Origin of the sequence: Polyangium spumosum, from assembly GCF_009649845.1 — a bacterium.
Taxonomy (GTDB): domain Bacteria; phylum Myxococcota_A; class Polyangia; order Polyangiales; family Polyangiaceae; genus Polyangium; species Polyangium spumosum.
Map to the genome: position 1 here is coordinate 237,488 of NZ_WJIE01000002.1, position 22,456 is coordinate 259,943.

21 protein-coding genes are annotated in these 22,456 nt (G+C 70.1%); 14 read left to right on the forward strand and 7 right to left on the reverse strand.

Features of this window, described 5'->3' with window-relative positions; all coding sequences use genetic code 11:
• The first annotated feature begins 5 nt into the window (after positions 1-5).
• Genes GF068_RS07025 through GF068_RS07035 form a run of 3 tightly spaced genes read left to right on the forward strand, consistent with a single transcriptional unit; the run spans position 6 to position 3,006 of the window.
• Entirely contained in the window at positions 6-1,622 is a 1,617-nt protein-coding gene (locus tag GF068_RS07025; protein WP_153818565.1) for an aldehyde dehydrogenase family protein, read from the forward strand.
• Positions 1,623-1,624: 2 nt separating this feature from the next.
• Positions 1,625-2,413, forward strand: a complete 789-nt coding sequence (surE, locus tag GF068_RS07030; protein ID WP_338046262.1) for a 5'/3'-nucleotidase SurE — start codon at positions 1,625-1,627, stop codon at positions 2,411-2,413.
• 11 nt (positions 2,414-2,424) lie between these two features.
• Positions 2,425-3,006, forward strand: coding sequence for an adenine phosphoribosyltransferase (locus GF068_RS07035; RefSeq protein WP_153818567.1), 582 nt, complete (start codon positions 2,425-2,427; stop codon positions 3,004-3,006).
• Here GF068_RS07035 and dapE read toward each other — a convergent pair.
• From dapE to ndk, 4 genes are read right to left on the reverse strand one after another with little or no spacing between them, the layout of a single operon-like run.
• On the reverse strand, positions 3,003-4,085 hold the full coding sequence (gene dapE / locus GF068_RS07040; protein ID WP_153818568.1) for a succinyl-diaminopimelate desuccinylase: 1,083 nt from the start codon (positions 4,083-4,085) through the stop codon (positions 3,003-3,005). The genes GF068_RS07035 and dapE overlap by 4 nt on opposite strands.
• Positions 4,082-4,912 carry a 2,3,4,5-tetrahydropyridine-2,6-dicarboxylate N-succinyltransferase gene (locus tag GF068_RS07045; RefSeq protein ID WP_153818569.1) on the reverse strand — a complete coding sequence of 277 codons (831 nt, stop codon included), beginning with the start codon at positions 4,910-4,912 and terminating at the stop codon, positions 4,082-4,084. The genes dapE and GF068_RS07045 overlap by 4 nt, the downstream gene beginning before the upstream one ends.
• A gap of 21 nt (positions 4,913-4,933) precedes the next feature.
• Positions 4,934-5,773 carry a hypothetical protein gene (locus GF068_RS07050; RefSeq protein WP_153818570.1) on the reverse strand — a complete coding sequence of 280 codons (840 nt, stop codon included), beginning with the start codon at positions 5,771-5,773 and terminating at the stop codon, positions 4,934-4,936.
• Positions 5,770-6,198, reverse strand: a complete 429-nt coding sequence (ndk, locus tag GF068_RS07055) for a nucleoside-diphosphate kinase (protein ID WP_153818571.1) — start codon at positions 6,196-6,198, stop codon at positions 5,770-5,772. Before ndk ends, GF068_RS07050 begins: the two co-directional genes overlap by 4 nt.
• Before the next feature lie 167 nt (positions 6,199-6,365).
• Between ndk and GF068_RS07060 the strand changes: the two genes are divergently transcribed.
• From GF068_RS07060 to GF068_RS07070, 3 genes are read left to right on the forward strand one after another with little or no spacing between them, the layout of a single operon-like run.
• Positions 6,366-7,079 (forward strand): response regulator, encoded by a 714-nt coding sequence (locus GF068_RS07060; protein WP_153818572.1) that lies wholly within the window; start codon positions 6,366-6,368, stop codon positions 7,077-7,079.
• Positions 7,076-8,908, forward strand: a complete 1,833-nt coding sequence (locus GF068_RS07065; protein ID WP_240806720.1) for a HAMP domain-containing sensor histidine kinase — start codon at positions 7,076-7,078, stop codon at positions 8,906-8,908. The genes GF068_RS07060 and GF068_RS07065 overlap by 4 nt, the downstream gene beginning before the upstream one ends.
• 48 nt (positions 8,909-8,956) lie before the next feature.
• Positions 8,957-11,137 carry an alkaline phosphatase D family protein gene (locus tag GF068_RS07070; protein WP_153819113.1) on the forward strand — a complete coding sequence of 727 codons (2,181 nt, stop codon included), beginning with the start codon at positions 8,957-8,959 and terminating at the stop codon, positions 11,135-11,137.
• Between the two features lie 443 nt (positions 11,138-11,580).
• Here the strand turns inward: GF068_RS07070 and GF068_RS07075 are convergent, their stop codons facing one another.
• Complete coding sequence (locus tag GF068_RS07075) at positions 11,581-11,934, reverse strand: hypothetical protein (RefSeq protein WP_153818573.1); 354 nt, start codon at positions 11,932-11,934, stop codon at positions 11,581-11,583.
• Between the two features lie 929 nt (positions 11,935-12,863).
• On the opposite strand from GF068_RS07075, the gene GF068_RS07080 reads away from it, so the two are divergent.
• From GF068_RS07080 to GF068_RS07115, 8 genes are all read left to right on the forward strand, one after another.
• The gene (locus GF068_RS07080) at positions 12,864-13,532 is read left to right on the forward strand and encodes a hypothetical protein (protein WP_153818574.1); all 669 of its coding nucleotides are present in this window, start codon (positions 12,864-12,866) and stop codon (positions 13,530-13,532) included.
• Positions 13,496-14,110, forward strand: a complete 615-nt coding sequence (locus GF068_RS07085) for a hypothetical protein (protein ID WP_153818575.1) — start codon at positions 13,496-13,498, stop codon at positions 14,108-14,110. Before GF068_RS07080 ends, GF068_RS07085 begins: the two co-directional genes overlap by 37 nt.
• A 147-nt stretch (positions 14,111-14,257) precedes the next feature.
• Positions 14,258-15,139, forward strand: a complete 882-nt coding sequence (locus GF068_RS07090) for a hypothetical protein (RefSeq protein WP_153818576.1) — start codon at positions 14,258-14,260, stop codon at positions 15,137-15,139.
• A 99-nt stretch (positions 15,140-15,238) separates the two neighbouring features.
• Entirely contained in the window at positions 15,239-16,444 is a 1,206-nt protein-coding gene (locus GF068_RS07095) for an ABC transporter permease subunit (protein ID WP_153818577.1), read from the forward strand.
• A 21-nt stretch (positions 16,445-16,465) separates the two neighbouring features.
• Complete coding sequence (locus tag GF068_RS07100) at positions 16,466-17,251, forward strand: ATP-binding cassette domain-containing protein (RefSeq protein ID WP_153818578.1); 786 nt, start codon at positions 16,466-16,468, stop codon at positions 17,249-17,251.
• A gap of 29 nt (positions 17,252-17,280) precedes the next feature.
• Positions 17,281-17,991, forward strand: a complete 711-nt coding sequence (gene phoU / locus GF068_RS07105) for a phosphate signaling complex protein PhoU (RefSeq protein WP_153818579.1) — start codon at positions 17,281-17,283, stop codon at positions 17,989-17,991.
• Between the two features lie 70 nt (positions 17,992-18,061).
• Positions 18,062-18,955 (forward strand): SH3 domain-containing protein, encoded by an 894-nt coding sequence (locus tag GF068_RS07110; protein ID WP_153818580.1) that lies wholly within the window; start codon positions 18,062-18,064, stop codon positions 18,953-18,955.
• A 69-nt stretch (positions 18,956-19,024) separates the two neighbouring features.
• Positions 19,025-20,455 (forward strand): VanW family protein, encoded by a 1,431-nt coding sequence (locus GF068_RS07115; protein WP_153818581.1) that lies wholly within the window; start codon positions 19,025-19,027, stop codon positions 20,453-20,455.
• Here GF068_RS07115 and GF068_RS43400 read toward each other — a convergent pair.
• On the reverse strand, positions 20,408-21,190 hold the full coding sequence (locus tag GF068_RS43400; protein WP_170319341.1) for a metallophosphoesterase family protein: 783 nt from the start codon (positions 21,188-21,190) through the stop codon (positions 20,408-20,410). The two genes, GF068_RS07115 and GF068_RS43400, sit on opposite strands and share 48 nt — an antisense overlap.
• On the reverse strand, positions 21,187-22,431 hold the full coding sequence (locus GF068_RS43405; RefSeq protein ID WP_170319342.1) for a carboxylate--amine ligase: 1,245 nt from the start codon (positions 22,429-22,431) through the stop codon (positions 21,187-21,189). The genes GF068_RS43400 and GF068_RS43405 overlap by 4 nt, the downstream gene beginning before the upstream one ends.
• Positions 22,432-22,456: the final 25 nt, after the last annotated feature.

The following is a 22,456-nucleotide window of genomic DNA, read 5'->3' on the forward strand; positions in this document are numbered from 1 at the left end:
GCCGCATGGACGTGCAGCAAGACGAGCAGCCGTCGGAGGCGCAGGCGGCCGCCCCCGGGACGAACGAGACGAACGAGACGAGCGCAGAGCCCGCGCAAGACGGCCCCTTCCCCGCGCAAAGCCCGCTCGATGGGTCCGCGTTGTCGCCCGTGACGGCGACGCCGCCGAGCGAGATCCCCGAGCTCGCTCGCAAGGCGCGCGCGGCGCAGGAGGCCTGGTCGAAGAAGACGGCGCGGGAGCGGGCGAGCGTGATCGCGCCCGTGAAGCAGCGGCTGCTCGCGCGCGCCGAGGAGATCGCGGACCTCCTGCACCACGAGTGCGGCAAGCCCATCGAGGAGGCCGCGCTCGCCGAGGTGCTGCCGAACGCCGACCTCGTCGACTACTGGACCGATTCGATCGAGGAGCTGCTCGAAGGCACGACGATCGAGCTCGATCCCCTCGCCTACCCGGGCAAGCTCGGGCGGATCCACAAGGCGCCGCGAGGGCTCGTCGGGCTGATCACGCCGTGGAACTACCCCGTGGCGATCCCGCTCCGGACCATCGTCCCGGCGCTGCTCGCCGGCAACGCCGTGCTCTTCAAGCCGAGCGAGGTCACGCCGCGGGCGGGCGCGCTCGTGGCGTCGCTCTTCGAAGGGCTCCTGCCGGACGGGCTGCTCGCGCTCGTGCAAGGCGGCGGCGATGTGGGCGCGGCGATCGTCGACGAGGCAGACGTCGTGGTCTTCACGGGCAGCGTGGCGACGGGCAGGCGCGTGGCGGTGCGCTGCGCCGAGCGGCTGATCCCGTGCTCGCTCGAGCTCGGCGGCAAGGACGCGGCCATCGTGATGGCCGACGCGCCCGTCGAGCGCACGGCGAACGGCATCGTGTGGGGCGCGTTCACGAACGCGGGGCAGAACTGCGCGTCGATCGAGCGCGTGTACGTGGATCGGTCGATCGCCGAGAAGCTCGTGCCGAAGATCGTGGAGCTGACGAAGAAGCTCGAGCCGGGCCGCGACACGGCCGTGCTCACGACCTCGCGGCAATGCGACATCGTGCGGCGTCACCTCGCGGAGGCCGTGGCGAGCGGCGCGGAGGTGCTCGCGGGAGGCGCGCCCGAGGAAGGGTCGCTCGCGTTCGCGCCGACGGTCGTGAAGCTCGATCACGAGGACACGCCGCTCCTGCGCGAGGAGACGTTCGGGCCCCTCCTGCCGATCGTGATCGTGGACGGGGTGGAGGACGCGATCACGCGGGTGAACGCGTCGACGTTCGGGCTGACGACGAGCCTGTGGACGCGGCGCGTGGGCGCGGCGCACGAGCTCGCGCGTAGGCTCAAGACGGGCGTGGTGACGATCAACAACCACGGGTTCACGGCGGCCGTGGCCGCGGCGCCCTGGACGGGCACGGGCGAGAGCGGCTACGGCATCACGAACAGCCCGCACGCCCTCGCCGAGCTGACGCGTCCGCAGTTCGTGCTCGAGGACCGGAGCCGCGCCGCGCGGGAGCTCTGGTGGTACCCGTACACGCCCGTGCTCCGCAAGATCGCCTTCGCGATGGCGCGCGCCCGGGGCGGGGCGGGCCTGTTCGGCCGTATCGCCGCGGTCTTCGAACTCGTCGCCGCGCTGCCGAAGCGCCTGCTCGGAGGTTGACCGTGGAGGACACGCGCCCGCTCATCCTGCTCTCGAACGACGATGGATACGCCTCCGAGGGCCTGCGCGCGCTCGCGCAGGAGCTCGCCCGGTACGGCCGCGTGGTCGTGTGCGCGCCCGAGGTGAACCAGAGCGCGACGAGCCACTCGCTCAGCCTGCACCGGATCTTACGGCTTCGAACGGTCTCCGAGGACGTGTTCGCCATCGACGGGACGCCGGCCGACTGTGTCTACGTCGCGATGCACTCGAACGGCCGGGTCCTCCCGCGCAAGCCCGACCTCGTGGTGTCCGGGATGAACCACGGGCTGAACCTCGGCGTGGACGTGTTCTACTCGGGCACGGTCGCCGCCGCGCGTGAGGGCGCGATGCGCGGGGTGCCGGCGGTCGCGGTGTCGGCCGACGCGAAGGCCGATCGACGCGCCGCGGCTGCGATCGGCGCGCGTATCGCGATGGAGACGCTCGAGGCCTTCCGGCGCTCGCCGGGGGCGCGCGCGCCGCTCTTCAACGTGAACGTCCCGCCGGGCGACGCCTGGCCCGTGCGGCCCACGAAGATCGGCGCGCGCCTCTACACGGAGAGCGTGATCTTCCGGGAAGATCCACGCGGCCAGGAGTACCTCTGGATCGGCGGCGGCGGCGTGCGGCACGATCACGTGCACGGCTCGGACACCGAGGCCTTCGACGAGGGCGCCGTCGGCGTCACACCCCTCACGCTCGACCTCTCGTCGCCCGAGCACCGCGACCTCTGCGTGGCGGCGTGCGCGGCCGTTTCCTTGGGCGAACGCGAAGGCTAGATTCCATCACGATGACCTCGTTCGATCCCGACAAGCTCCCCGGGGCGCACGCGCTCGTGTACCTCGAATCACGGCTCCGCGACGTGCCGGACTTCCCCAAGCCGGGCATCCTGTTCAAGGACATCACGCCGCTGCTCGCGGATCCCCGCGCGCTGCACATCACGATCGATCTGCTCGCGGAGCGGTTCGTCGGCGAGCGAATCGACCTCGTGGTGGGCATCGAGTCGCGCGGGTTCATCTTCGGCGGCGCGGTGGCGACGCGGCTCAACGCGGGCTTCGTGCCCGTGCGCAAGCTCGGCAAGCTGCCGTGGAAGACGGATCGGCTGACGTACGCGCTCGAGTACGGCGAGGCCGAGCTCGAGATGCACGTCGACTCGATCCCACGAGGCGCGCGTGTGCTCATCGTCGACGACGTGCTCGCCACGGGCGGCACGGCGAGCGCGGCCGCGGAGCTCGCGCGCAGGCAAGGCGGCGTCGTCGCGGCCTTCGCGTTCGTGGTGGAGCTCGACTTCCTCGCGGGGCGATCCCGGCTCGACGGCGACGACGACGGCACACGGCCGGCCGTGTACTCGCTCGTGCACGTCGGCGGCTAGCGCCGCCCGATCGCCTCGAAGAACCGCCCGAGGATGGCGCGCCCCGCGACGAGCAGCGCGATCGACGTCCACTCGTTCCGCTGATGCGCCTGCGCGTTCACCCCCGGGCCCCAGTTCACCGCGGGCACGGAGAGCGCGGCGAAACGCGCGACATCGGTCCACGCCTGCTTCGCCTCCACGCCGGCCACGCCCGCCTCGCGCAGCGCGACCACGAGCGGGTGCGACGCGTGCGGCGGCGCCGACGGGGAGAGATCGGTCCACTCGATCCGCGCGCGGTTGGCAACGAGCGCCTCGATGTCGCCTTGCGCCTCGGCGATCGAGGTGTCGGGCGAGAAGCGGTGGTTCAGGTTGAGCGTGAACACGTCGGGGATGACGTTCCGCCCGCGGCCGCCCTCCGCGAGGGTCACGGACGTGACCGTGCGGTACGTCAGCCCGTCGAGGACCACGGTGCGCGGCTCACGCGCGCCGAGCTCCGCGAGGAACGGCCCGGCCTTGTGGATGGCGTTTTCGCCTTGCCACGGCCGCGCGCTGTGCGCCGTGCGCCCCTCGAACGTGAGCCGCGCGTGGATCGAGCCCGACGCGCCGAGGCTGAGCTTGTTGTCGGAGGGCTCCATGCAGACGGCGAGGTCCACGGCCGTCGCCTCGGGATCGTCCGCGAGGACCCGGCCGAGCTCGTTGTCCGCGTACGGCCCCTCCTCGCGTGCGTAGAAGATCAACGTGAGATCGCAGCCCGCGATCTCGCGCGCCCCGTGCTCCAGCAGATCGAGCATGAGCGCGAGGCCCGACTTCATGTCGGAGGCGCCGGGGCCGTAGAGCTTGTCGCCCTCCACGCGTGGCGGCCCCTCGTGTGTCGTGCGCACGACGTCGAGGTGACCCACGAGCGCGACACGCGGGCCACCCGTGCCACGCGTGACGGGCACGACGATGGAGTCGCCATGCCGGCGCGGCGGCGCCGCGAGCGGCGCGCGGGAGACGCGCTCCAGGACCGCGTCGGCGATCGAGCGCTCCTCGCCCGTCGGCGAGGGGATGTTGCAGAGCCAGAGGAGCGTCTCGACGAGCCGCGCTTCGAGCTCGCTCATACCGGCACCGCGAAGTCCCGGAGCGCGGCGTTGAGCGAGACCTTGCGATCGGTGGACTCGCTTCTCTTGCCGATGATGAGCGCGCAAGGCACGCCGAACTCGCCCGCGGGGAACCTCTTCGGCCGCATGCCCGGGATGACGACGCTGCGCGCGGGCACGCGGCCGCGGTGCTCGACGACCTCGGATCCGGTGACGTCGAGGATCGCGGTCGACGCCGTGAGCACGACGCCCGCGCCGAGCACGGCCTCGCGCTCCACGATCACGCCCTCGACCACGATCACGCGCGAGCCGACGAACACGCCGTCCTCGATGATGACGGGCTGCGCGCTCGGCGGCTCGAGCACGCCGCCGATCCCGACGCCGCCCGCGAGGTGGCAGTCGCGGCCGATCTGCGCGCACGATCCCACGGTCGCCCACGTATCGACCATCGTCCCTGCGCCCACGCGCGCGCCGATGTTCACGTAACCCGGCATGAGGATCGCGCCCGGCTCGAGGAACGCGCCGTACCGCACCGCGCCCGGCGGCACGACCCGCACGCCCGCGGCCTCGAGGCCACGCTTGAGCGGGATCTTGTCGTGGAACTCGAGCGGCCCCGCCTCCATGACCGACATCTTCTGGACGGCGAAGTAGAGCAGGATGGCCTGCTTCACCCACGCATGTGTCACCCACTTGCCCTCGGAGACGGGCTCGGCGACGCGAAGCGCGCCACGATCGAGCGCGTCGATCGTCTCGAGGACGGCGCGCTCGTGCGCGGGATCTTTCAGCAACGAGCGGTCGGCGAAGGCGGCCGAGACGAGCGGCGCGAGGGAGTCGGCGAGGTTCGTCATTCCGGGCCAAATAGCACGGAATCAGCTCACCTCGCGCTCGCTCTCGATCGTCACCGTCCCTGCGGCAGCGTCGATCACGAGGCCGAGCTTGGCGCGGCGCGCGGCCACGCGCGCGATGTCGAGGGCGTTCGGCACCTCGCCCCGCGCCGTCACGTTCAGGACGAGCCGCGCCGGCGCGCCGTTCCGCGAAGACGGGCTCAGCCGAACCACGAGACCGCCCCCGGCCGAACGCGCGACGCCGAGCCGCGCCGCCACGGCCCCGCGGCGCGACGCGATCGGCGCGGCGAGCTCCACGAGCCCCCCGAGCACGTGCCGATCGGCCACGAGCCACGAGGGCCGCGGCGCCTCCACCACGATCCGCAGCGCGCCCTCCTCGGCGGCGCGATTGCCGCCGAACCGCTGCTCCAGGACGTCCACGAGATCGAGCTCCGTCGGCGTGGGCGAGACGGCGGCCGCGAAGAACTCCCCGAGGGCGAACGCGTCCCGCAGCTCCGCGCCGTGCTTGCGAACGGCGGCCTCGAGCGCGAGGCGTCGCCGCGCGTCGGAGAGCGGCCCCCCGTCGGCGAGCGCCGCGGCGAGGGCGGCGACACACGCGCCTGCGTGCGCGGCGAGGGCGCGGGCCTGATCCAGGGCCTCCTCGTCGGCAGAGAGCGACGCGACGAACGCTTGTTCGAGGCCGGCGAAGGCCTCGCGCAGCGCCTCGCACGCCGGGACCATCTCGGCCTTCGCCTGGGCGAGGGCGCGAGGCCCGATGCGGCGGGATCCGAGCAGATCGGAGAAACCTTCGAGCGCGGCGAGGCCCTCACGGACCGCGCCGCGCGCGATGGATAACGGACTCTCCGGGCAAACCGGAGGGGTCACGCGCGGGGCGAGACTTCGTACCCGGCGAAGAAATAGGCGATCTCGCGCGCCGCGGACTCGGGCTTGTCCGAGCCGTGCACCGCGTTCTCGCCGACGCTCGCGGCGTACAGCTTGCGGATCGTGCCTTCGGCCGCGTTCGCGGGGTTCGTCGCGCCGATGACCTCGCGGTACTTGGCGATCGCGTCCTCGCGCTCGAGGGCCATGACGACGATCGAGCTGCGCGACATGAACGTCGTGAGCTCGTCGAAGAAGCCGCGGCCTTTGTGCTCCGCGTAGAAGCCTTCGGCCTCGGCGCGGGTGAGGTGAATCCGCTTCATCGCGCGGATGATGAAGCCCTCCTGCTCGAGGCGGGCGATGATCGCGCCCGTGTGGTTCTTCTCGACCGCGTCGGGCTTGATGATGGAAAGGGTGCGCTCCAGAGCCATGAGGCGCCCCTACTAGAAGAAAGAGGGCGTGCGCGCAAGGAAAGCTCGCGCCGCGCCTCGCGATTGTCGGATCGAGGGAGGCAGACCGACACACGGCTCGGCTCGCCCCCGTGCTTTACCGCACGCCACGCGCCTGTCACACAAGGCTGCTAGAGGTGGGCCCACGCATGCCGACGAACGTTCTCATCGTCGAGGACGAGCGCGATCTCCAGCGCGTCCTGTCCTACAACTTCAAGAGTGCGGGGTTCGACGTCGTCTCCGCGATGAACGGCGAGACCGCGCTCCGCGCGGTGAAAGAAGAGCCGTTCGACCTCGTCATCCTCGACCTCATGCTGCCCGACATGCCGGGCACCGAGGTCTGCAAGCGCCTCAAGCAGAACCCGGAGACGGCGAGTATCCCCGTCATCATGGTCACGGCCCGAGGCGAAGAGGTGGATCGCGTCGTTGGCTTCGAGCTCGGCGCCGACGACTACGTGGTCAAACCCTTTTCCGTGCGCGAGCTCATCCTGCGAGCGAGAGCGATCCTGCGCCGCACCGAGGGCACGCCCGCCGAAGGCGCGAAGCTCGACTTCGGCGTCCTGCGCGTCGATCGCGCCGCGCACCGCGCCTGGGTGAACGGCGAGGAGATCACCTTCACCGCGCTCGAGTTCAAGCTGCTCGTCGTGCTCTTCGACCGCCGCGGGCGCGTCATGACCCGCGACGTCCTGCTCGACGAGGTCTGGGGCTCGCACGTCGACGTCACGACCCGCAACGTCGACACCCACGTCAAACGCGTGCGCGAAAAGCTCGGCGTCGCCGGTGACTACATCGAGACCGTACGCGGCGTCGGCTACCGCTTCCGCGCCGAGCCCGGCGAGCTCTCCCCGCCCCAGGACGGATGATCGGCCGCCTCGGCATCCGCGCGAAGCTCATCGCCGCGTCGGTCGTGCTCATGCTGATCGCGGGCTTCGCGATCGAGCGGCTCGGATCCCGCTCGCTCGAGGCGCTCATGATCGAGCGCACGATGGTGCAGCTCACGGGCGAGCTCCGCCTCGCCGAGGACATCGTACGCCGCCGCTGCGAGGCTTCGCCGTGCGCCGTGGGCGACACGCTCGACGAGCTCGCGGACGAGCTCGGCGCGCTCTCGGGCGGGCGCGTCACGCTCATCGCCCCGGGCGGCGTGGTCCTCGGTGACTCCGAGCTCGCGGCCGAGGAGCTCGCGCGCGTCGAGAACCACGGATCCCGCGAAGAGGTGATCGCCGCGCTCGCGACCGGCGCGGGCAGCTCGTCCCGCTACAGCGACACCCTCGATCAGCGCATGATCTACGCGGCGCGCCGCCACGCGACGCCGGAGCACGGCGTCGCCGTCGTGCGTATCGCCTTGCCGCTCACCGGCATCGACGACGCCCTCGGACGCGCGCGCCTCTTCCTGCTCGTGGGTGTCGCCGTCGCGATCGCCGCCGCCGTCGCGATGGCCGCGTTTGGCACGCACCTGCTCACGCGCCCCGTCCGCAGCTTGACCGAGGCCGCGCTCGCGATGGCCGGCGGCAACCTCGCGGTCCACGCGCCCGCGCAGGGGACCGACGAGACCGCGCAGCTCGGCCGCGCGCTGAACCGCCTCTCGAGCGAGCTGCTCTCGGCCATCGAGGAGCTGCGCGACGAGCGCGACCTGCTCGCCTCGATCCTCGACGGCATGAACGAAGGCGTGCTCGTCACCGACGGCGACGCGCGTATCGTCCTCGCGAACCGCGCCCTGCGCGGCATGACCCTCGTCGGCGAAGGCTCGCTCGGCAAGAGCGTCATCGAGGTCATCCGCAACGCCTCGCTCCAGGAGGCGCTCGATCGCGCGGACACGAGCAGCGAGGCCATCGTGCGCGAGGTCGAGCTCTCGGGCCTCATGCCGCGCAAGCTCCTCGTGCGTGTCTCCAAGCTCCCGAGCCGAAAGGACCGCGATCGCGGCGCGAACGATCGTGGCCTCATCGCCGTCTTCCACGACGTCACGGATCTGCGGCGCCTCGAGACGATCCGCACCGACTTCGTGGCGAACGTCTCGCACGAGCTCCGCACCCCGGTCACGGCCATCAGCACCGCGGCCGAGACGCTGCTCGCCGGCGCGCTCGGCGAGCCCGAGGAGGCCGCCGAGTTCGTCGACGTCATCGATCGTCACGCCAAGCGCCTCCGGCAGCTCGTCGACGACCTGCTCGATCTCTCGAAGATCGAGAGCAAGAACTACCGCCTGGTCCTCGTCGAGCAGGACGTGATCCCCGTCGTCGGCCATGTCGCGCGCCTGCTCGACGAGGCCGCGAAGCGCCGCAGGGTCGAGCTCCGCATCGAGCGCGCCGAGGGCCCGCTGCCTGCGCGCGTCGATCGCCGCGCCATGGAGCAGGTCCTCATGAACCTGCTCGACAACGCCACGAAATACGCCGGCGAGGGCGCGCACGTCACGGTCTCTGCGCAGGCGCGGGCCGGCGGCGGCGTGGAGATCCGCGTGATCGACGACGGCCCTGGCATCTCGCCGCAGCACCTCGGCCGCATCTTCGAGCGCTTTTATCGTGTCGACGCGGGCCGCTCGCGGGACCTCGGCGGCACGGGCCTCGGCCTCAGCATCGTCAAGCACCTCGTGGAGCTCATGAACGGCACGATCGACGTCGAGAGCACGCTCGGCAAAGGCTCGACGTTCACGGTGCGGCTCCCGCCCACGGGCGAGAGAGCCTCGCGCGACCGCGGCTAGAATCGTTCTCGCTTTCGCGGCGGCCCCCGGCTCTGGCACATTTCGATGATGCTGAGCCGTAGAAGCTTCCTTCGCGCGACCGTCGTCACCCTCGGCGCCGCCTTCGTACCTGGATGCGGCGACGACACCTCGACCACCCCGGGCCCTCGGGAGCTCGTCGACGGGAGAGCGTATTTCCCGCAATCCGTCGCATCGGGTGATCCGCGCCCCGGGAGCGTCGTCGTCTGGACCCGCGTCGCCGACGCCGAAAAGGCGGGCTGGGACCTCGACGTCGAGCTCGAGGTCGCGCGCGACGCTGCATTCACGCTTCCCGTGGGCGAGCCCATCCGGCTCCGCGCCCTCGCCGCCTACGACAACTGCGTCAAGGCGCGTATCGTCGGCGAGCCGGCCACGACGTATCACTATCGATTCATCTACGAGCGCGACGGCATTTCTTACGTATCTCGCGTCGGCCGCACGAAGACGGCGCCCGCGGAGGACGCCGACGTCCCGGTGCGCTTCGCGTTCGTCACCTGCCAGGACTTCGTCGGCCGTTATTACAACACGTTCCTCGCGCTCGCGACCGAGGAGATCGATTTCGTGGTGCACCTCGGCGATTACATCTACGAGACCACGGGCGACCCCTCCTTCCAGACGCCGGACGACGCCCGCAAGGTCGTCTTCCGTGATCCCGGCGCGGCGATCGCGCTCTCCGCGAATGGCGACGAGGCGTTCTACGCGGCTCGATCGCTCGACAATTACCGCGATCTCTACCGCACGTATCGCTCGGATCCGGCGCTCCAGGCCATTCACGAGCAGGTCCCGATGATCCCGACCTGGGACGATCACGAGTTCTCCAACGACTGCTGGGGCGCGAACGGCAATTACCTGAGCGGCCGCGCGAGCGAGCTCGACGTCTCGCGCCGCAAGGCCGCGAACCAGGCGTGGTTCGAATACCAGCCCGTCGATGACCCGGACGACCCCGCGTTCCAGTACGACCCCGCCGCCCCCTACCCGGGCGACATCCGCATCTATCGCGATTTCACGTACGGATCGCACGTCCACCTCGTCGTGACGGACCTCCGGAGCTACCGGCCCGATCACCTGATCCCCGAGGACGCCTTCCCCGGCGCGGTCCTCTTCGACGAGGCCACGCTCACCGCCTCCCCCTTTGGCCTACCCGGCCCCGCGGTCGCCACGCCGTACGTCGACATCGACACGCACGCCGGCGGCCAATACAAGGCCGTGCTCTCGCAGGTCGCGGCGGCCTCGGGGTATGACCCTGCGCGGATCACGGGCAACGTGAGCGTCGATTACATCAACGCCGTCGTCGCGCAGGTCAACGCCGGCCCGACGCCGCCCGAGCCGCCCCTCCTGCCCGTGGATCCCGCGGGCCGTCCGCGGGGCATCTCCTCTTTCGACCTCAACAAGGTGGGCTTCTACGCCCAGATCGGCGCGCGGTATTTCGTGCACAAGGACGCGTTCGACGTCATGAGCGCGCTCCGCTACGCCGCCGATGGCGCGACACAAAACGTCATGGGTGACGCGCAGGAGGCGTGGTTCCTGGAGACGCTCACGGGCTCCGGGAAGACGTGGAAGATATGGGCGAACGAGTTCAACCTCGTGCCCGTCCAGGTCGACCTGCGCCAGGTCGCGGGCATCCCGGCCAATATGCAGCGCCGCTTCTACATGGGCGTCGAGGGCTGGGACGGTTTCCCCGACAAACGGAGCGAGCTGCTCGCGAAGATCGGCGTCCTCGGCAACGTCGTGGCATTGACGGGTGACCTTCACGCGTTCATGGCCGGCACGCCGTGGGCCGCGCAGGATCCCACGAAGAAGATCGTCGAATTCATGACCGGCGCCGTCTCCTCGACGCCCTTCCGCGACGAGCTCGCCTCGCAGGTGAAATCCGACCCCGTCCTGAGCCAGATCCCCGCCGCCGCCGTCCTCGCGTTGCAGATCGACGAGCTCTTGCTCGATACGACGACGAAGATAAACCCCCACCTCGCCCACGCCGAGAGCAGCACGCACGGCTACACGATCGCCGAGGTGAGCGGCGCGGAGATGGTCGTCACGATGTATTCGATCTCCGGCACGGAGGTGACCACGAGTTACGCGGGAAAGACGGCCGATTTCATGGCCAAGATGCAGGCGACGCGCTTCAAGACGGTCGCGGGTGGGAGCGAGCTGTTCAAGGAGATCGATGGGGCGTGGAAGCGGTGGGATCCGGAGATGCTCGTGTGGGCGTGAAGGCCTGAGAGTGGCGTCGAGGGGGCCGAACACGCACCCTCGGACGTCGACGTCGCGTGTTCGGCGGCTCGACACACGCCGTCGAGGAGCGACGGCGCGTATCGCGGCGCCTGCCCCGTGCCCCTCGCCTGGGCGCGGCCTGGTCACGCGGCGGAGCACGGCGCGTCGAGGGTCGACGCCGCGTGTTTGGCGGCTCGACGCGCGCCGTCCCCCTCCCCCGCGGCGCGACGAGCCGGCCGAACATTCACCGTCGAGCGCGTGAGCGTCCTGTCTCGCGGCTCGACACGCCTCGCGCAGAGGCGACGGCCCGTGTGCGGCTTCGCGCCGGAGGTCTGCGTTCGGGGAGGGGTCTTCTCCCAATGCGAAACACGAATCGTCGAGGATCGAGGCCGTGTGTTCAGCGATCACCGGGGGAAATGCGGCGCGACGTGGTCCGCGTGCTCTCACTTCGTCGGATTGGACGGGGGCGCAGCGTCGGAGCCGGCGTCGCTGGGGCCGGCGTCGGCAGGCGAGGCCGGGGCCGGGTCGATCAGCTCACAGGGGGCGAAGTCGTATTTTTCGTTGAAGTCGCAGAGGGTAAAATTCGTGGCGCAGCATTGGGCGCAGCTATAGCTCGCCTCGCGCCGGAAGCAGTTACGATAGCAATCAATTGACAATCTGTTGCAGATCTCCGGAACCTTGTGCGGCTTCTTCTCCGCATTCTCATCTCGGTCGCGCTCCGGCTTGTACGGGCCGCAGCCCGGGCGCGAGCTTCCGAGGGAGGCCAACACGACGAGCGCGAGCAACAGCTTCTTCATGAAAACCTCCAGACCTCAAACGTAGAGTGGTTGGTTGCCCCTGCTATTCCTTCCCGGGACACCAGAAGAAGCTGTGAGTTTCGCCCCTCGTGCACGCGCCGTGGGCGTCGTTGCAGCAACTCATGCACGCGGAGCCGGCCCCGGCCTTGAAGCAACTGTTCTGGCAAGCGACCGCCTTCTGTTCGCACGGAGGCATGTCGTCGAAGTCTGAACATCCGCCGAGGGTACCAAGCGCAAAGAACACGGCGACGAGAGAGACACGGCGGACGAGCACTCGCATGGTGTTGCTCCTTGTCCCCCATGGTACTACGGCCCACCTCCTGAGAAGAAGGAAGATGTGCGCTGAAGACGAGCACAGACGTGTGCAGCGCGATTCGAGGCCGCCCGGCGGCGAGGGACGCATGTGCAAGGCCGTGCACGACGGCCCTTTGCCCCGGTTGGTCCCGGAACAGAACGTTTGTCTCCGCGCTTGACACCTCGGTTTGTCTCCGGTAGGGTCGTCCGCAGAGGCGCGATGCTGAGCGTGCGCTCCTTCCCAAGCCGCACGAAGACGCTCGGGTCGGCCTCGACTTTTTGCGTGTGGTTCGTGGTATCGTCGTAGACGTCTCGCTACGCTTTGCGTAGTATGGGCCTATGATGTCAGGCAAATCCTTTCCTCTCTCGACCGAGCTCCTCGAATGTTACGACCGCCTCGCTGAACGCGAGAACGAGGCGCGGAGGAGCGCCGGGCTGGCCCCGATCACCGGGCTCGATCTCCTTCAAATCGTCGCGTCGTCTTTTGCTGGGCTGCCTATGGCCCATGACGTCGACCTGGCCGCGCTGCGAACGCGGGAGAAGTTGCCGGCGGATATGTGGACGCCGCCGCACGGAGGCCGAACGACGACCGACCTTCGCCACCCGCCCCACGGCGGGAAGACGCAGTCCGGCGAATGAGTCTCGATCAGGTCGCGCTTGTTCTGCACGGCGCGGCTTGTCTGCTATGTCTGGCCTACGCCTACGCCCGTCGACGCTCCGCGGACCGTCAAGCTGCGTTCGTTCTCGCGTGCGTATGGTGCGGTTGGTTGGTGCTGGACTGGCTGTACGAATGGACTCTTGACGCGCTCCCGCTTCCCGGCCCGGAGCCGCTGTCTGGTCTCAAAGACCGCACATTCCTGGCGCTGAACTCGGCGTTTTTCTTCGCATGGCCAGCCGGGATCCTCGCATGGGTTCGATGGACCTTCAAAGGCTCCCGGCCGTGGCCCGTGGCACTCGCATGGTTCGCCGCGTGGGCGCTTCCGACGGCGATCTACCCTGCGCTCCGCGGTGCCACGTGGTTCCACTACGCCGGAGCGCTCCACCTCGCCGCGCTTGCTGGTGAGCTCGCTGCTTTCGCGTCATGGGCGCGCCTTCGTGAGCCGCCGCGCCCGTGGCATTCGGTCGCGATCGTCGCGATCCCCATGTGTGCTTTCCCTGCGATCCCTTTCTTCGCTTCCGCCGAAGCCCGGGCGGGTTACCTCCTGTGGGTGCTGCGCGGGCTCGTCGCCCTTCATCTGGCCTGTATCGCTGTTCTCGGAGGGGATTTATGGAATCGATTCTCACGTGGATCTTCGCGCTCGTGATGGCCAGCTTGGCCCTCGCCGTGCCGGTCTTTTTACAGCGGCGCGCGGACGCAAAGATCCGCGCGCTCCTCGACGACAACTCCCGCATCCTCGACCGCGAGCGCGAGCTCGCCTCGCGTTACCTGGCAGAGCAACGCGCCCATGAGACGGCGCGCGCGCAGCTCGTCGCCATCGAGGAGGACCGGGCGCGGCTCTTCGCGGAGCTCGATCACCGACATCGTCGAATCGCGGACGCTCTCACGCGTATCGCCGTGGCCGTGGAGCACCGCGAGAGCGAGCTCGAACGTTATGCGGAGGCGGGCGCGGAGAGCATCCTCTCCCGCTTCCCGAACCTGCCCGACCATCCGGACCGCGGCCTCGGCGGCACCCTCGGCGCGCTCATGACCGTGCAAAGCTACGTCAACGCGGCCCTCCTGCGGCAATTACGCCACGCCGAGCAGACCGTGAACGCCGACGAGCTCGAAGTAAACGTCATCCCCTTCCCCTCCCCCGGCTCGGAGAGGCGCGCGCCATCGGAGAGCGACGCGCCGAGCTCCCCGACCATCACGCCCCCGACGTCGACCCCCGTCTCCGCGTGAGCCCCGAGGTCCACGCGCCCGTGACCTTCACCAGAAACGTGCTCGGCCACCGGAAGCCGCTTGCCAGGCGGTGACGGAAACCCGTAAGGTGCGCCAGTGTCGACGGCCCAATGATGGGCCGCACATCCACAGGAGCTCTTCAGGTTCATGGCCGTACGCACCCTCCAGCCCCGCACGTCGCTCAGCTCGGTGCTCCCCGAGATCACCTACACGCGCAGCCGCGTCAAGGCGCACCCGCTCGGCACGCCCCACATCGCCGCCTTCGACGCCCTGCGCGCCGAATGGACCACGGTGCACGACAAGGAGCTTTTGCTCCGGGACGCCATCACCGACGGGCAAGCGCTCATCGATCACATCGACGATCTGCTCGATAGCCTCGTGACCGCCATCGTCAACACGATCCTGACGATCACCGACGGCGACCGCAATCACGCGCTCTACAAGCATTTCCTCGGAAACAAGACGCCGAGCGACTTCAAGCGGCCCGTCCTCGGAGGGCAGCTCGAAGCGATGAAGAAATGGCTGCCCTCCCTCGCCGCGAGCGAGCACGCGGCGCTCAAGGCATTCGCGCCCGAGCTCGGCGAGCTCCTCGAGCGGGCCGACGGCGCCGTGAACGCCAAAGCAGCCGCGGAGAAGGCGCGTGATCAGTTCCGCGATTTCGGCGAACGAAAGAAGTTCATCGACAAGCTGAACGGGACCCGCAAAGAGACCCACGGCGCGCTCGCCAAGCTCCCGCACGAGCATTCGCACCTCCCCACGAACTTCGCCGACAGGTTCTTCCGCCGCGAGGCGCGCGCAGAACAAGACGACGAGGAGGTGACGATCACCTCGGTGAAGGCGAGCATCGTCGCGCTCCAGAAGGAGCTCGCGGCGAAGCAAAAGCTGCTCGCAGACCTGGAAGCCGAGGAGGCGAAGGCCGCCGAAGCCGCGACCAACGCCGACAAGGAGGAGCTCGCGGCGCTCGAAAAGCAGATGGCTGAGGCGCAAGCGAAGGCCGACGCGCTCCGCGCGAAGATCGAAGGGAAGTAACCGACCCGTCCGCGTCGATCCCACACCCGCCCGCTCTTTTTTCTCCCCGCTCCACCCCTCTGTCACGCTCCTGTCACACAGCACGGGTACGACGATCTCGTGGGTACCCGCGTCACGCGTACGCTCGCGGACGCCGTCGTCCCGAAGCTGCTCTTCCTCTGCGCCGTCGCGCGGGTCCTCGCCACGCTGGCGATCACCGGCCTGCTCGTCGTGGAGGTAATCGCGTTTCTCCAGACGCCCGGCGCGCACGCCGCCGCGGTTGCGCTCCCGCCGCTGCTCGCGGGCGCGCTCGTCGCGGCGCTCGTCGCCACGCTCGTCGCGCTCCCGCTCGGCTTGCTCGTCGCCGTCTACCGCAGCGAGTTCGCAGGCCCGCGCGTGCGCCGTGTCCTCGATCCGGCGCTCGAGGCCCTCGCGAGCCTGCCCACGGTCGTGCTCGGATACCTCGCGATCACCCTGCTCTCACCCGCGCTCGCCGCGCCGGGCCCGCTGCTCTCGGGTGTCGCCCTCGGCTTGATGATCTTGCCGTTCTTCGCCGCGCGCTCCGCCGCCGCGATCTCCGCCGTCCCCGCCAGCCTGCGCGAGGGCGCGTACGCGCTCGGCGTCGGCAAGATCGCGACCGTCACCCGCGTCGTCCTGCGCGCGGCGTCCGGCGGCATCGGCGCCGCGCTCTCGCTCGCCCTCGCCCGCGCGATCGCCGAGCTCGCCATCCTCGCGATCGTCACGGGCGGGCCTCCCCCCGCGCGCTGGGACGTCTGGGCGATCGACGCGTCGAACCACCTCACCCGCGCTTCCCTCGCCGCCACCATCGAAGGCGCCGCGACGCTCGTCGCCCTCGCCCTCTTGATGGCCGTGCCCGCCTCCCTCGGCGCCGCGGCGTGGCTCGAAGAGTACGCGCCTCGTGGCCGGCTCGTCTCGCTCGTCGAGGGCATCACCCGGCGCCTCGCCGCGGCCCCGCCGATCGTCTACGGCCTGCTCGGCTTCTCGATCTTCGTGCGCGTGCTCGGCTTCGGCGAGAGCACGCTCGCCGGCGCGTCGATGCTCGCGCTCCTGCTCCTGCCGCGGATGACCACCACCTTCCGCGAGGCCCTGCGCGCCGTGCCCGGATCCCTGCGCGACGCTTGCCTCGCGCTCGGCGCCGATCGCCTGCGCACGCTGCGCGAGGTCGTGTTACCCGCGGCCATGCCGGCGATCTCGCGGGGCGCGCTCCGCTCGCTCGCCCGCGCGGCCTTCGAGACCGCGCCGCTCGCGCTCATCGGCGCGCTGCCGCTCTCGGCGCTACCCTGGCAGCTCCTCGGCGCGCCCTGAGCGCCGGCCCCACGGACGACCATGACCTCGCTCCACGCAGACGACGCCGCGCCTCCCGTGAAGATGAAAGCGGAGGACCTGCACGCGTGGACCGACCGCGAGGAGGTGATCCGCGGGATCACGCTGCGGATCGCGGACAGGAACGTGACCGCGCTGATGGGCCCCTCCGGCTGCGGCAAATCCCCGCTGCTGCGCTGCCTCGACCGCATGCACGAGATCACGCCGGGCCACCGCGTCTCGGGCCGCGTCTTGCTCGACGGCGCCAACATCTACGCGCCCGGCACGAACGTGGCCGAGGTCCGCCGCCGGGTCGGCATGATCTTCAAGAAGCCGAACCCGTTCCCGCACATGTCGGTGCGGGACAACGTGCTCGCCGGCCTGCGCCTGAACGGGCTGCCCGTGGAGGGCGCGGACGAGCTCGTCGAGCGCTCGCTGCGGCGCGCGGCGCTCTGGGACGAGGTGAAGGGCGACCTCGCCCGGCCCGGGACGAGCCTCTCGCGGGGCCAGCAGCAGCGCCTCTGCATCGCGCGCGCGCTCGCGCTCGGGCCCGAGGTCCTCTTGCTCGACGAGCCGACGAGCGCGCTCGACCCCATCGCGACGAGCCGCATCGAGGACGTGATCCACGAGCTGCGGGACCACCTTGCCGTCGTCATCGTGACCCACAACATGAAGCAGGCCGCGCGGGTGAGTGACTACACGGCGTTCATCGACGAGGGAGAGCTGGTCGAGTTCGACCGCACCGATCGCATCTTCACGAACCCACGCGAGCGGCGGACCGAGGACTACGTGTCCGGGAAATTCGGTTGAGCTCCAAGGATGTGTCGTAGAGTCAGCCCATGAGCCGCGTCTACGAGAACGAGCTGCGCACGCTCCGCGATCGGCTGCTCCTCATGGGCAGCCTCGTCGAGGAGATGATCGGCAAGGCGATGCAGGCGCTCGCCACGCGGGACACGGCGCTCGCGCGCTCGACGATGAAGATGGACCGGCGCATCAACCGGCTGGAGGTCGAGATCGACGACCTCTGCATGCGCATCCTCGCGATGCGCCAGCCCGTGGCCTCGGACCTGCGCTTCGTCACGAAGGCGCTGAAGATCGTCACGGACCTCGAGCGCATCGGCGACCTCGGCGTGAACATCTGCGACCGCGTCGCCGAGCTGAACGAAGAGCCGCCGCTGCCCGCGACCTTCGACCTCGTCTCCCTCGCCGACGAGGCGACGCTCGTGGTGCGCGAGGCGCTCGACGCCCTCGTGGAGCGCGACGTCGACGGCGCGATGGAGCTGCTCGGGCGCGACGAGGCGATCGACGAGCACTACAGCGAGATCTGGAAGCGCCTGCTCGAGCTGATGACGAGCGACCCGACGACCATTTACCGGGCGACGCGGGTGCAATCGATCGCGAAGTACCTCGAACGAATCGGCGATCACGCGATGAACATCGCCGAGACGGTGGTTTTCCTGGTCACGGGCAAGGACATCCGGCACCGGAATCGAAGGTACGAGACGGGCGCGCCGCCCCCGAACGACGGGGCGGAAGTGAAGTCCGGCTGACGGCGTTCCGGGCCCCGTGCCTCCCTCAAAACTTGCTGGGAGCCCGGGGACTTGTGCTAGGGCACGGCCCATGGCGAAGTCAGCGCGACCCGTCACGATCGAGAGGCCCTCGCCGGCCGACGAGCGGCCCGCGTGGTCCCGGGTCGGGATCGTCGCCGCGGTCGGCTTCGTGCTGGGCGTCGCCTGGCCCAAGCTCGCGGGCGTGAACGTCGGCCCCAACGTGCCCGGCGACCTGAAGCCCCAGGCCGAAGCCACGGCGTCCGCCGCCCCCACCGCCGCGCCCGCCGCGCCCACGGCCGCCCCCACGGCCGAGCCCGCCGCCGCGCCCCCGCCGAACAAGCAGACCGTCGTCGTCGGCCCCGGCAAGATTAGCCGCTGCTGGGACAAGAAAAACAAGAAGGTCTCCGATTGTGGCGCCCTTCTGCTCGACCCCGTCGCGGTCCCCAAGCTCCAGAGCCTCGCCGAGTGCCCCTCCGCCCTCGGCCTCGCCGGCAAGCTCACGCTCACGATCGAGATCGATTTCAAGGACAAAGAGGTCCACGTCGTCAAGAACAGGAAAGACAAGACGACGATCCCCACCTCGACCGTCACCGGCATCCTCCAGTGCGGAAAACGCGCCTTCGCGAACCTGCCGCTCGAGGAGGTCCCGAACAAGTACCGCCATTACACGGTGCAATACGGCCTCACGTTTTACCCGCCCGGAAAGGCGCCCGAGGAGGCCGCCGCAGGCTCCGGCGAGGGCGAGGACGCCGCAGGCAGCACCACGAGCGAGGCTGAGGCCGGCGGCACGGGCGTCGTGACTTGGGACACGGCGCTCGTGCGCAAGGTGCCCAAGGACGGCACGGTCGTGGCGCGGCTCGTGCGCGGGACGAAGGTCAAGATCGTGGGCCGCCGCAACGAGTGGTACAAGATCGAGACCGGCTCGAAGACCGGCTGGGTCTACCGCGGCGCGCTCGGGCTCTGATTTTCCACGCCGATCTGGAAATCACGCCCCCCGGAACGATAAGCTCGGCCCCGAGGCGTTCTCGGGCCGATGTCGAACACAAGCGCGCTCCCCTCGTCCCCCACGCGACGCCCCCGCCGCCATTTCCTGCTCCGCGGCGCGCTCGCGTCCGTCGTCGTCGCCGCCGCCGCGCTCTCGGCCTCCGCCGCCTGCAAGCACCTCCTGCCCGCCGAAGGCACGGTCGCGCGAGGTGTACGTATCGGCGGCGTCGAGGCAGGCCCGGGGACGCCACGCGAGGTCGCCGCGCGGCACGCGCGCGCCCTGCTCGAGAGGCGCGTCACGCTCACGATCGGCGAGGACGTGGCCCTCGAGACGTCGCTCGCCGAGCTCGGCGCGGCCGTCGACGAGCAGCGGCTCGCCACGCGCCTCGCGTCCGTGGGCCGCGAGGGAGACCTCGAGGCGCGCCTCGCCGACGCCCTCTCCGCGCGTGGCGGCGGCGTCACGGTCCCCGTCTTCGTCACCTTGCCGATCGAGCCCCTCGCCGCCGCGCTCGAGCGCCGCAAGGACGAGACCGACACCCCGCCCCGCGGCGCCCGCCTCGATTTCGCCACCGGAAAACCCACGGCGCACGTCTCCGGGAAATACCTCGACCTTTATGCCGCGGCCTCGGCGATCGAGCGGGCCGCCCAGAGCGGCGAATCCCGCGTCTCCGTCCCGACCTTCGAGATCCTGCCCGACGCGTCGAGCGAGGTCGTCGCCTCGATCGACGTCTCGCGTGTCGTCACGAAATACGAGACCCGCTTCGGATACCTCGGCGGGCAGGCGAACCGCGCGCAAAACGTGGCCCGCGCCGCGGCCGGGATCGACGGCGTCGTGCTCCTCCCCGGCGAGATGAAGAGTTTCAACGTCGAGGTCGGCCCTCGCACGAAGGATAACGGATTCACGACGGCGCCGGAGATCTGGAAGGGCGAGATGCGCGAGGGCATCGGCGGCGGCACCTGCCAGGTCGCGAGCACGTTACACGCGGCGGCGTACCTCGGCGGATTCGAGATCGCCGAGCGGAGCAACCATTCCCGGCCGAGCGGCTACATCCCGATGGGCCTCGACGCCACGGTCGTGTATCCACACGTCGACCTCAGGCTCAAGAACCCGTATTCGTTCCCCGTCGTCGTCCGCGCCGTCACGGACAAAGGCACGCTCACGGTCGAGATCCGCGGCAGCGGCGCGCCCGACGCGGTGGAATGGTCGAGCTCGACGATCGGCGTCTCCCCCTACAAGCGCAAGATCGAGGAGAACCCGGCCTTGACCGAGGGGCGCGTGGTCCTGAAGCAAAAGGGCATCAAGGGCTACCAGATCCGCAAGACCCGCGTGATGAAGTCCGAGGACGGCCGCGCGCGGGTCGAGGAGAAGACCGACGTCTATCCGCCGACGTTCGAGATCCTGATCGTCCCGCCCGGCCTCGATCCCGCGACCCTACCGCCGCTGCCCGGCGAACAGGCCGAGCGGCAATCGAGCGGATAACCACGCCGAGAGCCCCCGCCGCCCTCTCGCCTCGAGCGCCGCGATCTTCGCCATCGCCAGCGTCGTGTCGTACGGCACGCGCCGGAACCGCGCGATCCCCTCGTCCATGTCGAGCACGGCGAACGACGCCCGCGGATCCCCGTCGCGTGATTGCCCCACGCTGCCCGGGTTGATGAGGTAATGCGCCCCGTCGTCGAGCTTCACGATCTCGCCCGGCGCCGGCCCGAACGCGCCGCCCCGCGCCCGCCACGCCCCCGCGTGGTGCGTGTGCCCGAAGAGGCCGATCCGCGCGCCATACCCGCCCTCGCGCAGCGCGCGCAGGCTCTTCTCCAGCCGCGACAAACTCGACAGGTGCAGCTCGTCGTTCGGCGTCGGGTGCAGCGCCGCGTGGAAGAGCAAGACCTCGGAGGAGACCTTCCGGACGAGCGGCAACGACGCGAGCCAATCGTGGCTCGTGTCGCTCAGCATGCGGCGCGTCCATCGCATCGCCTCGCGCGCCTTCCGCCCGAAATGCGCCGTGTCCCTTAGCCCGAGCGCTGCGCGATCGTGGTTGCCCACGACGCATTTCGCCCCCGCCGCCGCGAGCAAACGCGCGCACTCGTTCGGGTTCGCCCCGTACCCCACGACGTCGCCGAGGCACACGATCGCGTCGACCCTCTCCGCGTCGATCGCCGCGAGCACCGCGGAGAGGGCCTCGACATTCGAATGCACGTCCGACACGACGGCGTATCTCACGGCCGACCTGCCTTGCCCACGGCGCGCGAGGCCCGCTGCCCCACGCGCCTCGCGAGCGTGAGCACCAGCGGCCACGGGTCGTCCCACGCGAACACGTCGAACACCTTCGGCCTGCGGTACGAGGCCACGAAATCGCGGAGCGTGATCGCCCCGGAGGGCCCGTAATCGAGGAAAAACGCGCGCAGATCCCCCTCCACCGACGCCCAGCAGAGCCCCGGACGCGCCGGCCCCGTGCGCGGCGGCAAAAGCCCCGCGAGCTCGGCATACGCGACGAGCGGCAGGTTCGAGCCCGACGCCGCGCCGAGCCGGTTCCAGAGGTTGAAGCGCGGGTTCGCCTCCAGGAGGAAGAGCTCGCCGCTGCCGGCGTCGCGCTTGAAATCGAGCTTGACCATACCCACGAGCCCGAGCGCCCGCACGACCTCGAGCCCCACCCGCGTCACCTCGGGATCCGCGACGATCTCGATGAACGTGCTCTCCCCCGAGCCCGACGGGTACGTCCGTATCTTCTTGCCCACGTGAAACGCGACCGGCTCGCCGCGCCCATTCATCCAGGCGTGGAAGCTCGTGATATGGTCGTCGCCGCCGCGCACGTATCGCTGCACCACGAACGCGCACCCCGATCTGCGCATCTGCGCGAGGCGTTTGTCGAGCTCCTCCGGCGTCCACGCGAAGAGCGCCTTCCGGGGCAAACCGCCCTCCTCCTTCACCGCCGCGGACGCGCGAAAGCCGGTATGGTTGACGGGCTTGATCGCGCAAGGCAAGGGCACACGCGCGAGCACCTCCGCCCGCGAGCCGGCCTCCTCGCTCGTCACCGTCGCGGGCACGGGCAGGCCGAGGCGGCGCGCGAGCGCGGCGAACCGCGCCTTGTCGACGAGCTCCTCGATGCGCTCGGCCGGGGGCATGAGAAATCGGTAATGCCGCGAGAGGACGCCCCGGTGGCGCGACACGCAGAGGAGCATGGCGTCCGTCCCGTAAAACAGCGCGGGCCGCCCGCCCGTCCGCTCGGCCAGGACCACGAGATCCTCGGCCGTCCGGTCCGGGTTCGTCGCCGGATCCGAGATCACGGCCGTCCGCTCCACGTGCCGCGATCCGAACGTCGGATCGCCCGCCCGCGTCGAGGCCACGACGAACGGGATCTTCGGGACGGACAAACCCGCCCGCGCCGGCGCGTCCCCGGCGAAACACCGGACCATGTTCAGGTCGCCACAAAGGACGGCCGGCACGAGTGATTCCTCGGGCATGGGTCTCCCTCCCCTGGTGCAGTCG